Source organism: Pseudomonas sp. X4, from assembly GCF_040784925.1.
Lineage (GTDB): Bacteria > Pseudomonadota > Gammaproteobacteria > Pseudomonadales > Pseudomonadaceae > Aquipseudomonas > Aquipseudomonas putida_Z.
On record NZ_CP160798.1, the window covers coordinates 4,297,290 to 4,310,573 of the forward strand.

Consider the following 13,284-nt stretch of genomic DNA (forward strand, 5'->3'; position numbering starts at 1 on the left):
ACTGCATGGCATTCGAAACCATCCTGTTGGACATCCACGGCAAGGTCGGCCTGATCACCCTCAACCGCCCGCAGGCGCTGAACGCGCTGAACGCGCAGATCGTCGGCGAGATCAACCAGGCCCTGGACCAGCTCGAGCGCGATCCGAACATCGGCTGCGTGGTGCTGACCGGTTCCGCCAAGGCCTTTGCCGCTGGTGCCGACATCAAGGAAATGGCCGAGCTGCAATACCCGCAAATCTACGTTGACGACCTGTTCAGCGATTCCGACCGCATTGCCAACCGGCGCAAGCCGATCATTGCCGCGGTGTCCGGTTTTGCCCTGGGCGGCGGCTGCGAGCTGGCGATGATGTGTGACTTCATCCTGGCGGCGGACAATGCCAGGTTCGGCCAGCCGGAAATCAACCTTGGCGTGCTGCCGGGCATGGGCGGCACCCAGCGCCTGACCCGTGCGGTGGGCAAGGCCAAGGCCATGGAACTGTGCCTGACTGGTCGTCTGATGGGGGCTGAGGAAGCTGAGCGTGCTGGCCTGGTGGCGCGTATCGTGCCGCAGGCGGAGCTGGTGGAAGAGGCGCTGAAGGTGGCCGCGACCATTGCCAGCAAGTCGATTCCGGTGAGCATGATGGTCAAGGAGAGCGTCAACCGTGCGTTCGAAGTCACCCTTAGCGAGGGTGTGCGCTTCGAGCGGCGGGTGTTCCATGCGGCGTTTGCTACCGAAGACCAGAAAGAGGGAATGGCTGCGTTCATTGCCAAGCGCGAGGCGCAGTTCAAGGACCGCTGATTGGAATCGGCATTGCCGTTGCTTTTGCTTTTGCTTTTGCTTCTAAGCGCACGGTAGTTCAGGCGCCGCCGATTGCGACTTCAGGAGGCCGAGCGAAGGGACTGCGGAGGGAGGTGACGGGCATGGATGCCCGTCAAGCGCTGAGGCCCCATGGATGGGGCCTGCAGCGCGTACTCCCGGGAGCAGGCCCGTAGCGAGGGAACCCCGGAGCGCAGCGTAGGGGCCGGATGATGGGAGCCGACGGTTTTTGGTTCCTTTTTGCCACGACAAAAAGGGACCCGCCGTAAGGGCGGAAAGGTGAAAAAGCGCCACCTTCGAAAATGAATGTTGACCTTGTTGTTGATGCCCACGCTTGAAAGCGAAGAGCGAAGAGCGAAGAGCGAAGAGCGAAGAGCGGAAAAGTACTGGTCTTGATCTCGCGCATAGTCCATTTACGATGGCGACGCATACTCACCTTTTCGCCCTTACGGCGAGTCACTTTTTGCCAAACGCGGCAAAAAGTAACCAAAAAACGCTGCGCTCCCATCATCCGGCCCCTCCGCTACGCTACGGGGTTCCCTCGCGCCGGTCTTGCTCCCGGGAGTACGCGCTGCAGGCCCCATCCATGGGGCCTCAGCGCTTGACGGGCATCCATGCCCGTCACCTCCCTCCGCAAGACCTCTGCTCGGCCTCCTGAAGTCGCGAAGATCAAGATCAAGATCAAGATCAAGATCAAGAGCAAGAGCAAGAGCAAGAGCAAGAGCAAGAGCAAGAGCAAGAGCAAGAGCAAGAGCAAGAGCAAGAGCAAGAGCAAGAGCAAGAGCAGAGCAGAGCAGAGCAGAGCAGAGCAGAGCAGAGCAGAGGGCGCCGACTGGCGGAATGTGGGCACCGGAAGCAAATTCGCACCCAATTGCAGTTGCTCCACGCGACGCGGCGCCTTAGACTGCCGCCCCCTGTAAAAGAGTGCCGGTTGGCGCTTGAAGAATTCCGCTGCCGATGTCAAGGCGTCGGCGGCACCCGAATCGCCCAAATGCACATTTTTTCATAGAGAAATCGATGACCAAGGAACAGTTGCTGGCCATGTCGGCCGATGACTACATGAACGCTGACCAGCTGGCTTTCTTCGCTGGCCTGCTGCAGGCGATGAAAGTCGAAACCCATGAACGCATCGAGCTGAGCCGTGCCACCATCGAAGGCCTGGACACCCCGTCGGATCCTGCCGACGTGGCTTCGGTCGAAGAAGAGCGTAGCTGGCTGGTGAACGCCATCGACCGCGACCAGCGCCTGCTGCCGCAGCTGGAAATGGCCCTGGACCGTATTGCCGACGAAAGCTTCGGCTGGTGCGATGACAGCGGTGAACCAATCGGCCTGAAGCGTTTGCTGATCAGCCCGACCACCAAGTACTGCATCGAAGCCCAGGAGCGCCACGAGCAGCTCGACCGCCACCAGCGCCAGGTGTAACTCCGCGCGGTGTGCCAAGCCCCACGGAGCGATCCCTGGGGCTTTTTGCGTTTCTTGCCGGCCGCGGTTTTGTTGCCCTGCACGTAACACTGCTGTACCGGGATGCGCTGTTTCCGCGCCGTACGCAGGCGTATCATGGCTTTATCGTTAGGGTGCTAATTAAATTCCGGAGGGAATGATGAATAGCCGGGTCGATGTAGCCGTGATGATTGGTTCGGGGGTGCCCGCCACACTGCGTGCGCTGGGTAAACGCATCTGCTGGGTGGTGCTGGTCAATGGCGAACGCCGTGGTACCCCATTCGCCACCCGTGAAGAAGCGCTGGAGTGCCAGGCGGCCTGGCAGCAGCAGTTGAAGAAGGGCCTGGCGGCTTGAGTGCAGTGAGTGCTGCCGACGAGCGAACAGGGTGTCGTTCAGGGCGTTCCTCTGTAAGAAATGTACTTTGCCTCTCGACGAATTTCGGTGTTTTCGTGCATATTCTTCCCCCAGTAATGCGCTGATGGATTGCAGGGCCCGTTCTCACGTGCGCTCTGGCATCGCCTGCCGCATCTTTTCTGGCGGTTTTGCTGTCAGACATTACGCTTCCCGAATCGGGAATATGCCGAAAGCCTGTATTTGAGGCCAGATCTGGCAAGCCAGAGTAAAGATTCCTGCACGCTGCATCGCCAGCGTGCACAGACATTTCGCGTATCGCTTTATTACTCTTTTCGCCTATCGATAAGAAATGGCCGTGCCTCACCGAGCTTGGGTGAGGGCGGGTTGTAACCGGTTGAGGATTACTTCATTGGCAGTCAGCACTCTTGATACCCATGCGTTGTTCGCCCTGGGCGACTTGCGCGGTAAATTGGCCCAGCTGTTCCAGGGCCGCTTTGTCTATGTCACCGAACAGAGTCCCGAAGGCCTGTACATGGCTGAAATCGACACCGAAAGCGCATTGGTCGTCGATGACAAGCAGCGGTTGGAACTGAAGGTGGGCGACCACTTTCGCGCCGCCGTACTGCCCAGCCGCGAAGGCGGCAAACTGGAAATGCGCTTTCGCGAAATCAAGCTGAACGTGTATGGCGTGGGCGACTATGCCTTCGTCTCGGTGCCCGAAGGCGAGGGCATCGTGTTCCGTGAAGGCCACGGTGTGATGCTGGTGTTCGCCGCGCAGCAGCAAGTGCAGGAAGGCCTGGGCAAGTTGCTCAAGGCGGTGACCGGCAAGGTTGCCAAATGGCGCAAAGGTGAGCTGACCACCTTCAAGGCCAGTGAATGACCCACAGTGACGACGCGCCCGCCACGCGTGCCGAATTCCATCGCCAGCACCAGGCGGATGCCGTGGCCGAGGCCGAGCGTTTGCTGGCCAGGCGCGAAGAGTTGCAGAGCGCCTGGTTGAACTGGGTGGCGGGGGAATTGTATCGCCTCGGCCCGCCGCCTTATGCGGCCATGGTCCGGCGCGAGTTGCAGCGCCTGGCCCAAGGGTGAGGTGGCAACCTCTCAGTTACCGCGATCGCGGCCGCTGCTGACTTCTTCAGGTACCGGCTCTTTCGCCATGCGCTTGCGGAACAGCGCCGCCCGGGCCAGCAACAGTGTGGTCACCGGTACGGTGATCGACAGCAGGATCGGAATCAGCCAGGCGTGCAGCACCGGGGCGTCCTTGAGCCAGGAAAAGTAGATGATCGAGGCCAGTGCCACGCACCAGGCACCAATGGTCGAGGCCAGTGCCGGCGGGTGCATGCGCTGGAAGTAGTCCTTCAGCCGCAGCAGGCCCACGGCACCGATCAGGGCGAACAGGCTGCCGGTCAGCAGCAGCGCGGCAGTGACCAGCTCCAGCCAGAAGGGGAGTTGCAGGGTTTCAGTCATTCGATCACCTCACCGCGCAGCAGGAACTTGGCCAGCGCAAACGAGCCAACGAAACCGAACAGCGCAATCAGCAGGGCACCTTCGAAGTAGGTGTCACTGGCATAACGGATTCCCAGTACCAGCATGGTCAGCATGGCCAGGATGTACAGGTAGTCCAGCGCCAGCACCCGGTCCTGGGCGGACGGGCCGCGGAACAGCCGGACAAGTGCCAGGGCCATGGCCAGGGCGAAGATGAACAGGCTGGCGAGGACAGCATTGGCGAGCAGGCCTGTCATTGGAAAATCTCCATCAGCGGGCGTTCGTAGGTGTCCTTGAAGTGCTGGATGAAGGCCGCCTCATCGTCCAGGTCGAACACATGCAGCAGCAACACGCTGCGGTCCAGCGCCAGCTCGGACCAGACCGTGCCGGGCACCACCGTGGTAATCATCGACAACGCCGCCAGGCCATGCGGGTCGCGCAGGGCCAGCGGGATGTGCACGAAGGCCGAGCGCGGCGGCTGCTTGCCGGCGCGCAGCACGCCACGGGCAACCAGCAGGTTGGACATGATCACATCGATGCCGACCCGACCAATCAGCCGGGCGATGGCCAGCGGCCGTCGCACATGGGCATGCTGCGGGCGCAGCGGTGCCATCAGCAGCGGCGCCAGCACGCCGAGCGCGGCAGCCAGCAGCAGGTTGCCGGGGCTGACCGACAGGTTCAGCAACAGCCACAGGCCGAACAGCGAAACCGATAACAGCGGTGCGGGGAACAGTCGATTCATGGCTGCACCTGTACGTCGAGCGAGGTGGGGCCAGGAATCGGCCGGGCGGCCATCACGGCTTCGATATAGGCATCGGGGGCCTGCAGGCTGGCGGCGGTGTCCTGGGTGTAGCGCAGCAGCGGTTCGGCCTTGAAGCTGAGGATGATGCACAGGCCGAGCAGGATGACGATGGGCAGGCATTCATAGCGGCGCAGCACCGGCGACGGGCGTTCCTCAGGCTTCCAGAAACGCTGGATGCCGACGCGGCCGAAGGCGATCAGCGAGGCCATGCCAGACAGGATCAGCAACGCCACCAGGCCCCAGCCCGCCGTGCTCAGCGGCTGCTCGGCAGGTACGCCCAGCCCCTGCGGGTTGAACAGCGCGCTGATCAGGTTGAGCTTGCCGACAAAGCCCGACAGCGGCGGCATGCCGATGATCAGCAGGGCGCAGGCGATGAAGCTGAGGCCGAGGAAGGCCATGGTCCACGGGATGATCTGGCCGATCACCACCTTCTGTTCATCGTCGAGGTTGATGCCCTTGGGCGGGTGCAGTGATTCCAGCGGTGGCGGCATGGCGTCTTCTTCGTCGTCCAGCGGTGCTTCGTTGGCCGAGCGCGAACGCTCGACCAGTTCGGCGAGCAGGAACAGTGCGCACAGTGCCAGGGTCGAGTTGACCAGGTAGAACAATGCTGCGCCGGTTAGCGCCGATTGCGCAAAACCGACGGCGCCGAGCAGGGTGCCGGCCGAAACCAGGATGCTGAGGGCAGCCATGCGCTCCAGGCGCTGCGCGGCCAGGATCGACACCGCCGCCACCGCCAGGGTGACCAGGCCACCGTACACCAGCCATTCACCACCAAAGTGCGCCGAGGCCCCGGCCTGCCCGGAGAACAGCAGTGTCCACAGGCGCAGCACGGCATACAGGCCGACCTTGGTCATGATGGCGAACAGCGCAGCCACCGGCGCGCTGGCAGAGGCATAGGCCGGCACCAGCCAGAAGTTCAGCGGCCAGATGCCGGCCTTGACCAGAAAGGCCATGGCCAGGATCGCCGCGCCGGCGTGCAGCAGGCCGCGGTCGGCCTCCGGCACCAGCGGAATCTTCAGGGCCAGGTCGGCCATGTTCAGGGTGCCGGTCACGCCATACAGCATCGCCGCGCCGATCAGGAACAGCGACGAGGCGAACAGGTTGATGGCAATGTAGTGCAGGCCGGCACGCACCCGGGCGCGGCCCGAGCCATGCAGCAGCAGGCCGTAGGAAGCGGCCAGCAGCACCTCGAAGAACACGAACAGGTTGAACAGGTCGGCGGTGAGGAAGGCGCCGTACAGGCCCATCAGCTGGATCTGGAACAGTGCGTGGAAGCTGGCGCCGGCACCGTCCCAGCGGGCGCGGGCAAACAGCAGGGCACTGCAGCCGATGATGCCGGTGAGGGTCAGCAGCAGGGCCGACAGGTGGTCGACCACCAGCACGATGCCGAACGGCGCCGGCCAGTTGCCTGGCAGGTAGACACCGATCGATTCCGCCTGGCCCTGGGTGCGCACCCACAGCAGCAGGCTGACCGCGATGGCCAGGCCGGCGAAGGTCGACAGCAGGTTCAGCCGGGCTTTTATCTGCCGGTGTTTCTCGCCCAGCAGCAACATCACTGCCGCGGTCACCAGAGGCAGCAGGATGGGCGCGATGATCAATTGGCTCATGCCACTCATTCGTCACGCTCCCGGCCATCCACGTGGTCGGTACCGGTCAGGCCGCGCGAGGCCAGCAACACCACCAGGAACAGCGCGGTCATGGCGAAGCTGATGACGATGGCGGTGAGCACCAGGGCCTGCGGCAGGGGGTCGGTGTAGTGCAGCAGGTCCTGGGGCACGCCGTCCTTGATGATCGGTTCCTTGCCGATGAACAGGCTGCCCATGCTGAAGATGAACAGGTTGACCCCGTACGACAGCAGGCACAGGCCCATGATCACCTGATAGGTTCGCGGACGCAGGATCAGCCACACCCCCGAGGCGGCCAGAACGCCGATGGCAACTGCAATCACTTCTTCCATCAGGCGGCTCCTGCTTGGCTGGTTTTCGCCGGGTTGCCCGGGCGGTAGGCGCGCACCGACTGGTGCGCCAGGGCAGTGAGGATCAGCAGGGTCGAGCCGACCACCACGGTGAACACGCCGACATCGAAGAACAGCGCGCTGGCCACGTGCACATCGCCGAGCAACGGCAGGTGCAGGTGGGCGGTATGGGTGGTGAGGAACGGGTAGCCCAGCAGCATGGCGCCCGCGCCGGTCAGGGTTGCGCACAGCAGCCCGGTGCCCATCCAGCGCAGCGGGCGCAGGCTCATCTGCGCCTCGACCCACTGGGTGCCGGCCACCATGTACTGCAGGATGAACGCCACCGACATCACCAGGCCGGCGACAAAGCCGCCACCGGGCTGGTTGTGGCCACGCATGAACAGGTACATCGACACCAGCAGGGCGATCGGCAGCAGCAGGCGCACCAGCACCGCGGGCACCATCATGAAGCCCAGGGCGGTGTCGGTGGCATGCCGTGGGTTGATCAGGTCGGTGACCACGTCAGGTGCCAGCTGACGCTGCTGCGCCGGCAGTTGCATGCTTTCCTTCGGCGGGCGGAAGCGCCGCAGCAGGGCGAACACGGTCAGCGCCACGGCCACCAGCACGGTGATTTCACCGAGGGTATCGAAACCACGGAAGTCGACCAGCATGACATTGACCACGTTGGTGCCACCGCCCTGGGGCAGGGCCCGGCTCAGGTAGAACGAGGAAATGTCGTTCGGCGTCGGCCGGGTGAGCATGGCGTAGGACAGCACGGCCATGCCGCCACCTACCAGCACCGCCAGCAGCAGGTCGCGCAGGCGACGCATGCGTGCACGCTCCAGGCTGCCCGGCAGCGGCGATACGCCTTCGATCCGCCGCGGCAGCCAGCGCAGGCCGAGCAGGATCAGTACGGTGGTGACCACTTCCACTACCAGCTGGGTCAGGGCCAGGTCGGGCGCGGAGAACCAGACGAAGGTGATGCAGGTCATCAGGCCGCAGACGCTGACCATGATCAACGCCGCCAAGCGGTGATACTTGGCCTGGTAGGCAGCGCCGATGGCGCAGGCAATGGCGATCAGCCACAGCGCGACGAACACGCCCGAGCCCGGAATCTTCGGCCGGTCGCCCCAGCTCAGGCCGCTGTAGAGCATGGGGGTGAGGCCGGCGAGGAAGGCGGCGAGCACCAGCATGAACAGCTGCGACTGCAGGCGGCGGCTGGTGAGCAGGCGCTCGATGCGCCGCGCCAGCAGCATCAGTTGCACCTGGCCGTGTTCGAACAGGCGCTTGCCGTTGAAACGCTCGATCACCGGCGGGTAGGGGAAGCGGCCCAGGCGCAGCTGCTTGCGCAGCAGCAGGTACAGCACGATACCGCCGCTCATGGCCACCAGGCTCATGATCAGCGGCGCGTTCCAGCCATGCCAGATGGCCAGGCTGTATTCCGGCAGGGTACCGCCCACCACCGGCAGCGCGGCGGCGGCCAGCAGCGGGCCGACCGACTGGGCAGGGAAGATGCCCACCACCAGGCAGGTAAGCACCAGCAGTTCGACCGGCGCACGCATCCAGCGTGGCGGTTCGTGCGGGGTGTGCGGGAGGTCCTGCGCCGTGGGGCCGAAGAACACATCGACGGTGAAACGCAGGGCATAGGCCACGCTGAAGGTGCCGGCCAGGGTGGCGATCACCGGCAGCGTGGCCTCGACCCAGGCAGTGGAGCTGATGAACACCGTTTCGGCGAAGAACATTTCCTTGGACAGGAAACCGTTCATCAACGGCACGCCGGCCATCGAGGCGCTGGCGACCATGGCCAGGGTGGCGGTGTATGGCACCAGGCGTATCAGCCCGCTGAGGCGGCGGATGTCACGGGTACCGCTTTCGTGGTCGATGATGCCGGCGGCCATGAACAACGAGGCCTTGAAGGTGGCGTGGTTGAGAATGTGGAACACCGCCGCGACCGCGGCCAGCGGGCTGTTCAGGCCCAGCAGCAGGGTAATCAGGCCCAGGTGGCTGATGGTCGAGTACGCCAGCAGGCCCTTGAGGTCGTTCTGGAACATGGCGGCGAAGGCGCCGAGCAGCAGGGTGAGGGCGCCGGCACCGCCGACGATCCAGAACCACTCCTCGCTGCCCGACAGCACCGGCCACAGGCGCGCCAGCAGGAACACCCCGGCCTTGACCATGGTCGCCGAGTGCAGATAAGCCGATACCGGGGTGGGCGCTGCCATGGCATGGGGCAGCCAGAACTGGAAGGGGAATTGTGCGCTCTTGCTCAGGGCGCCGATGAGGATCAGTGGCAGCAGCACCGGGTACAGCGCATGCTGGCGGATGGTGTTGCCGGCAGCCAGGACCTTGTCCAGGTCGTAGCTGCCGACCACATGGCCGAGCAGCAGGGCACCCACCAGCAGGCACAAGCCGCCCGCGCCCGTGACCATCAGCGCCATGTAGGCGCCGCGGCGGGCGTCGGCACGGTGGTGCCAGTAACCGATCAGCAGGAACGAGAACAGGCTGGTGAGTTCCCAGAAGAACACCAGCTGGATCAGGTTGCCGGAGATCACCAGGCCGAGCATGGCGCCCATGAAGGCGAGGAAGAAGGCGAAGAAGCGCGGCACCGGGTCCTGTGGCGACATGTAGTAGCGGGCATACAGCGACACCAGCGTACCGATGCCCAGCACCAGCAGCGAGAACAGCCAGGCGAAGCCGTCCATGCGCAGCACCAGGTTCAACCCCAGGCTGGGCAGCCAGAGGAATTCTTCGCGAATCACGCCACCGTGGGCAACCTGAGGGTACAGCAGTGCTACCTGGACAGTGCCGACCAGGGCCACGAGCCCGGCGAGAATGGACTCCGCGTTACGTGCGTTGTGCGGCAGCACGGCTGCCAGGCAACTGCCCACGAACGGCAGAAGCAATAGCACTATCAATGACATAGCGTTCTATTCTGGAGAAGTTTGCAAAGAATCATACGTGCCGAGGGGTTGATCACCAACACGCAAGCTGTCGCAGAATCCTACAAACAGGCTGTGACAAGCTGCTTTTTTATAACAGATTCTTACAAAGCATAGCCGCAGTTGGCGGCTTTACAGGCCAGCCTGGCGTTCGCCTTCATCCTGCACGTCCCGTGCTTCGGCCACCTCGCGCGGGCGGCGCACCTTGAGTTCGCTGACCACCACCGCGATCACGATCAGCAGGCCGCCGAGCAGTGCCACGCCCGGCAGGCGCTCACCGGCGATGCGCCCGACGATCCCGGCCCATACCGGTTCGCCGGCATAGATGAGGGTGGCGCGGGTGGGCGAGACCGACTTCTGCGCCCAGTTCATTGCCACCTGGATCACCGCGCTCATGGCGCCCAGCCCCACGGCACTGGCCAGCAGCAGCCAGGAAAAGTCGGGTATGCGCTCCTGGGTTGGCACGATCATCAGGAACGCCAGCAGCGAGGCGGTCGCCAGCTGCACCACGGTGACCCGGCGCACATCGACCTGGCCGGCGTAGCGGCTGATCAGGATGATTTCGCCAGCAATGGCCACGGCGCTGACCAAGGTTACCAGCTCGCCTTCGCTGAAGTGCAGGCTGCCACCCTCCGGGCCGGCCAGCAGCATCAGGCCGATGAATGCCAGGGCAATACCGATGCTTGGCATCAGGCCGGGGCGCCGGCCCAGTACCAGCCATTGCAGCAGCGGCACGAACGGCACGTACAGCGCGGTGATGAACGCCGACTGGCTGCTGCTGATGGTTTGCAGGCCCATGGTCTGCAGGCCGTAGCCGAGCATGATCGACACCCCGATCAGCATGCCGGCCTTCAGTTCGGTGAAGGTCAGCCCCGGCAGCGCCCGCGCCGAGACCACCCCGACGAACAGCGCGGCTGCAGCGAAGCGCAGGCCGACGAAGAACATCGGGCCGCTGACGGTCATCACATTGTGCACCAGCAGGAAGGTGCCGCCCCACAGTATGGTGATGAACACCAGCACCAGTTCGGCCTTGCTCAGGCGAAAGGCAATGGCAGGGGTCGGTTTGCTGTTGGGCTGGCTCATGGTCTTGCGCACTCGGAGGGGGCGGCGCACAATCGCCGCAAAGTGGGCAGTATACTGCGCAATACCGACCAGTGAGCAATATAGTGCACAAAGATTCCTCGCACCGGGCATCGGTGCTGCAACATGTCAGCCTCAATGTACGCAGCCTGCGCAATGCCGCGGGCATGAGCCAGACGGCGCTGGCCGAGCGCTCCGGTGTCAGCCGGCGCATGCTGGTGGCGATCGAGGCGGGCGAAAAGAATGTCAGCCTGACTACTCTCGACCTGATTGCCGAAGCCTTGGGCGTGGCTTTCAGTACCCTGATCCAGGCACCTGACCAGCGTGACCCCGGGCGCATCGAAGAGTTGGCCTGGGCCGGGGAGCACCCGCAGAGCCGGGCGGTGCTGCTGGGCAGCAGTGTGGCGCGGCGCGAGGTGGAGCTGTGGGAATGGACCCTGGCACCGGGCGAGTGCTATTCCAGCGAGGCTGATGCCGAGGGCTGGAGCGAGCAGATCTATGTGGCGCAAGGGCAACTGACGCTGATTATCGAAGGGGTCGAGCATCGCCTGCAGGTCGGGCAGTTCCATGTGTTTCCCAGCAATTGCCGGTATGCCTATCGCAACGATGGGGCAGTGGCGGTGCGGTTTGTGCGTAATGTGGTGATTTGATCGAGAGATGTTGCTGCCTCCAGGGCCTCATCGCCGGCAAGCCAGCTCCCACAGGTTCTCCACTGGCTCCGAGCCTGAAGGTGGACCTGTGGGAGCTGGCTTGCCGGCGATGAGGCCTGTATGGGCAACCCAAGGTTTGCGGTCAGTCTCCTATCAACTCATCGGTCCTGACCACCTTGGCATAGGCAAACGCCAATGCCGCCATCACCGAATCATGCACCTGCGCAGCCGGCACCCGCTTGCCATCGAACTCCAGTGGTAGCGTGGCACAGGCGTCGTGCGCCACGGTCACGTCGTAACCCAGGTCGGCCGCGGCCCGGGTGGCGGCGTCGATGCACATGTGGCTCATGCTGCCGACGATGGTCAGGGCCTCGACGCCATGCCGGTCCAGCGTGTGCTCAAGGTCGGTACCGAGGAAGGCGTTGACCTTGTGCTTGAGCACCACCGGTTCACCGGCCTGAGGCTCGACCTTGGCATGGATCGCCGCACCCTGCGAGCCTGGCGCGAAGAACGGCGCATCGGCGCTGTCGAACTCATGCCGCACATGCACCACCAGGTCGCCCCGTCGACGCGCCGCCGCCAACAGGCGGGCAGCATTGTCGGCCGCCTGGTCGGCACCATCGAGGGTCCATTTGCCGCCCGGGAAGTAGTCGTTCTGGATGTCGATGATGATCAGCGCCTGCTTGCTCATGCTGCCTCCTGTGGCAGTAGTCGTTGGATGACGTTAGTTATAGGCTGTGTGCACTGACCTGAGGATTGGCGCGAACGACACTATGCAGGCAAAAACTGACAACCCCGCCAGCCTGGACATCGGCCTGCTGCTGTACCCCGGCGCGCAACGTGCTGCCGTGCATGGGCTGGCCGACCTGTTCCTGGTGGCCAACCGGGTGGTTGCCGAACTGGGTGCCCTCGAGTTGCCATCGGTGCGTATCAGCTTCTGGCTGGCAGACGAGGCGGGGCAGTTGCAGCCTGCCCCTGAGAGCCCACCTGCCGCCGCGGCCGATCTGCGGGTGCTGATCATTCCGCCGAGCCTGGAGTCGGCACCTCAGGGTGAGCTGCTTGAGCGCCATCGTGCGTCGTTATGCCAGTTGCACGGGCACGGCACGGTGCTGGCGTCGGTGTGCATCGGGGTGTTCTTCATCGCCGCCAGTGGCCTGCTCGACGGGCGCCCGGCCTGCACCCACTGGAACTACGTGCATTCGCTTGCCCAGCGTTTTCCCAAGGTGCGGGTCGAGGCCCAGCAACCGTTGCTGGACGATGGCGACATCGTCACCTCGGCCGGGCTGATGGCCTGGACCGACCTGGGCTTGCGCTTGCTGGAGCGCTTCATGGGCGCGACGGTGGCGCGGGAAACTGCCCGCTACCTGGCGGTCGACCCGGTCGCGGCGCCGCTGCCCGGTGCAGTGTTCAATCCACGCCTGGACCATGGCGACGAGGCGGTGCTGAAAGTGCAGCACTGGTTGCAGGGCAACGGTGGGCAGGATGCCGACCTGGCCAGCATGGCTGCGTGCGCGGGGCTGGAGGAACGCACCTTCCTGCGGCGTTTTCGTGCTGCCACCGGGCTACGGCCAACCGAGTACTGCCAGCAGGTGAGGGTGGGGCGGGCGTGCCGCTTGCTGGAGTTCACCCGGCGCAATGTCGAGCAGATCGCCTGGGGCGTCGGTTACCAGGACCCGGGTGCGTTTCGCAAGGTGTTTCAGCGCATCACCGGCCTGACCCCGAGTGATTACCGGCGGCGCTTCGCGGTATTGGGTTAGGGCGCGGGTGCGTTCCCGGTGCGGAAAA

Annotated in this window: 16 protein-coding genes; 8 read left to right on the forward strand and 8 right to left on the reverse strand. The window is 64.2% G+C overall.

The window, feature by feature from the left end:
* Positions 1-5 precede the first annotated feature (5 nt).
* The 6 genes from ABX298_RS19175 (at position 6) to ABX298_RS19200 (ending at position 3,681) form a co-directional block, all read left to right on the forward strand.
* Positions 6-779, forward strand: coding sequence for an enoyl-CoA hydratase (locus tag ABX298_RS19175; RefSeq protein ID WP_013971834.1), 774 nt, complete (start codon positions 6-8; stop codon positions 777-779).
* 632 nt (positions 780-1,411) lie between these two features.
* Positions 1,412-1,717, forward strand: a complete 306-nt coding sequence (locus ABX298_RS19180) for a hypothetical protein (RefSeq protein ID WP_367393488.1) — start codon at positions 1,412-1,414, stop codon at positions 1,715-1,717.
* A gap of 97 nt (positions 1,718-1,814) precedes the next feature.
* Positions 1,815-2,219, forward strand: coding sequence for a TraR/DksA C4-type zinc finger protein (locus ABX298_RS19185; protein ID WP_003259022.1), 405 nt, complete (start codon positions 1,815-1,817; stop codon positions 2,217-2,219).
* Between the two features lie 178 nt (positions 2,220-2,397).
* Positions 2,398-2,592, forward strand: coding sequence for a hypothetical protein (locus ABX298_RS19190; protein WP_084785101.1), 195 nt, complete (start codon positions 2,398-2,400; stop codon positions 2,590-2,592).
* A 409-nt stretch (positions 2,593-3,001) separates the two neighbouring features.
* A complete protein-coding gene (locus ABX298_RS19195; protein WP_003259020.1) occupies positions 3,002-3,472 on the forward strand; it encodes a hypothetical protein in 471 nt (156 codons plus the stop codon).
* Entirely contained in the window at positions 3,469-3,681 is a 213-nt protein-coding gene (locus tag ABX298_RS19200) for a hypothetical protein (RefSeq protein ID WP_367393489.1), read from the forward strand. The genes ABX298_RS19195 and ABX298_RS19200 overlap by 4 nt, the downstream gene beginning before the upstream one ends.
* Before the next feature lie 12 nt (positions 3,682-3,693).
* On the opposite strand, the gene ABX298_RS19205 is transcribed toward ABX298_RS19200, so the two are convergent.
* The 7 genes from ABX298_RS19205 to ABX298_RS19235 form a co-directional block, all read right to left on the reverse strand.
* Positions 3,694-4,059, reverse strand: coding sequence for a Na+/H+ antiporter subunit G (locus ABX298_RS19205; protein ID WP_025338378.1), 366 nt, complete (start codon positions 4,057-4,059; stop codon positions 3,694-3,696).
* Complete coding sequence (locus ABX298_RS19210) at positions 4,056-4,334, reverse strand: K+/H+ antiporter subunit F (RefSeq protein WP_075044256.1); 279 nt, start codon at positions 4,332-4,334, stop codon at positions 4,056-4,058. Before ABX298_RS19210 ends, ABX298_RS19205 begins: the two co-directional genes overlap by 4 nt.
* On the reverse strand, positions 4,331-4,819 hold the full coding sequence (locus ABX298_RS19215; protein WP_025338379.1) for a Na+/H+ antiporter subunit E: 489 nt from the start codon (positions 4,817-4,819) through the stop codon (positions 4,331-4,333). Before ABX298_RS19215 ends, ABX298_RS19210 begins: the two co-directional genes overlap by 4 nt.
* The gene (locus ABX298_RS19220; RefSeq protein ID WP_075044257.1) at positions 4,816-6,495 is read right to left on the reverse strand and encodes a monovalent cation/H+ antiporter subunit D; all 1,680 of its coding nucleotides are present in this window, start codon (positions 6,493-6,495) and stop codon (positions 4,816-4,818) included. The genes ABX298_RS19215 and ABX298_RS19220 overlap by 4 nt, the downstream gene beginning before the upstream one ends.
* Positions 6,492-6,836, reverse strand: coding sequence for a Na+/H+ antiporter subunit C (locus ABX298_RS19225; protein WP_013971840.1), 345 nt, complete (start codon positions 6,834-6,836; stop codon positions 6,492-6,494). The genes ABX298_RS19220 and ABX298_RS19225 overlap by 4 nt, the downstream gene beginning before the upstream one ends.
* A complete protein-coding gene (locus ABX298_RS19230; protein WP_085593376.1) occupies positions 6,836-9,751 on the reverse strand; it encodes a monovalent cation/H+ antiporter subunit A in 2,916 nt (971 codons plus the stop codon). Before ABX298_RS19230 ends, ABX298_RS19225 begins: the two co-directional genes overlap by 1 nt.
* 150 nt (positions 9,752-9,901) lie before the next feature.
* Positions 9,902-10,852 (reverse strand): DMT family transporter, encoded by a 951-nt coding sequence (locus ABX298_RS19235; protein ID WP_367393490.1) that lies wholly within the window; start codon positions 10,850-10,852, stop codon positions 9,902-9,904.
* Positions 10,853-10,935: 83 nt separating this feature from the next.
* Between ABX298_RS19235 and ABX298_RS19240 the strand changes: the two genes are divergently transcribed.
* Entirely contained in the window at positions 10,936-11,499 is a 564-nt protein-coding gene (locus ABX298_RS19240) for a helix-turn-helix domain-containing protein (RefSeq protein WP_015269662.1), read from the forward strand.
* 142 nt (positions 11,500-11,641) lie between these two features.
* Here ABX298_RS19240 and ABX298_RS19245 read toward each other — a convergent pair whose 3' ends face one another.
* Entirely contained in the window at positions 11,642-12,190 is a 549-nt protein-coding gene (locus ABX298_RS19245; RefSeq protein WP_075044259.1) for a cysteine hydrolase family protein, read from the reverse strand.
* A gap of 82 nt (positions 12,191-12,272) precedes the next feature.
* Here ABX298_RS19245 and ABX298_RS19250 point away from each other — a divergent pair, with 82 nt between their 5' ends.
* Positions 12,273-13,256, forward strand: coding sequence for a GlxA family transcriptional regulator (locus tag ABX298_RS19250; protein WP_367393491.1), 984 nt, complete (start codon positions 12,273-12,275; stop codon positions 13,254-13,256).
* Positions 13,257-13,284 lie beyond the last annotated feature (28 nt).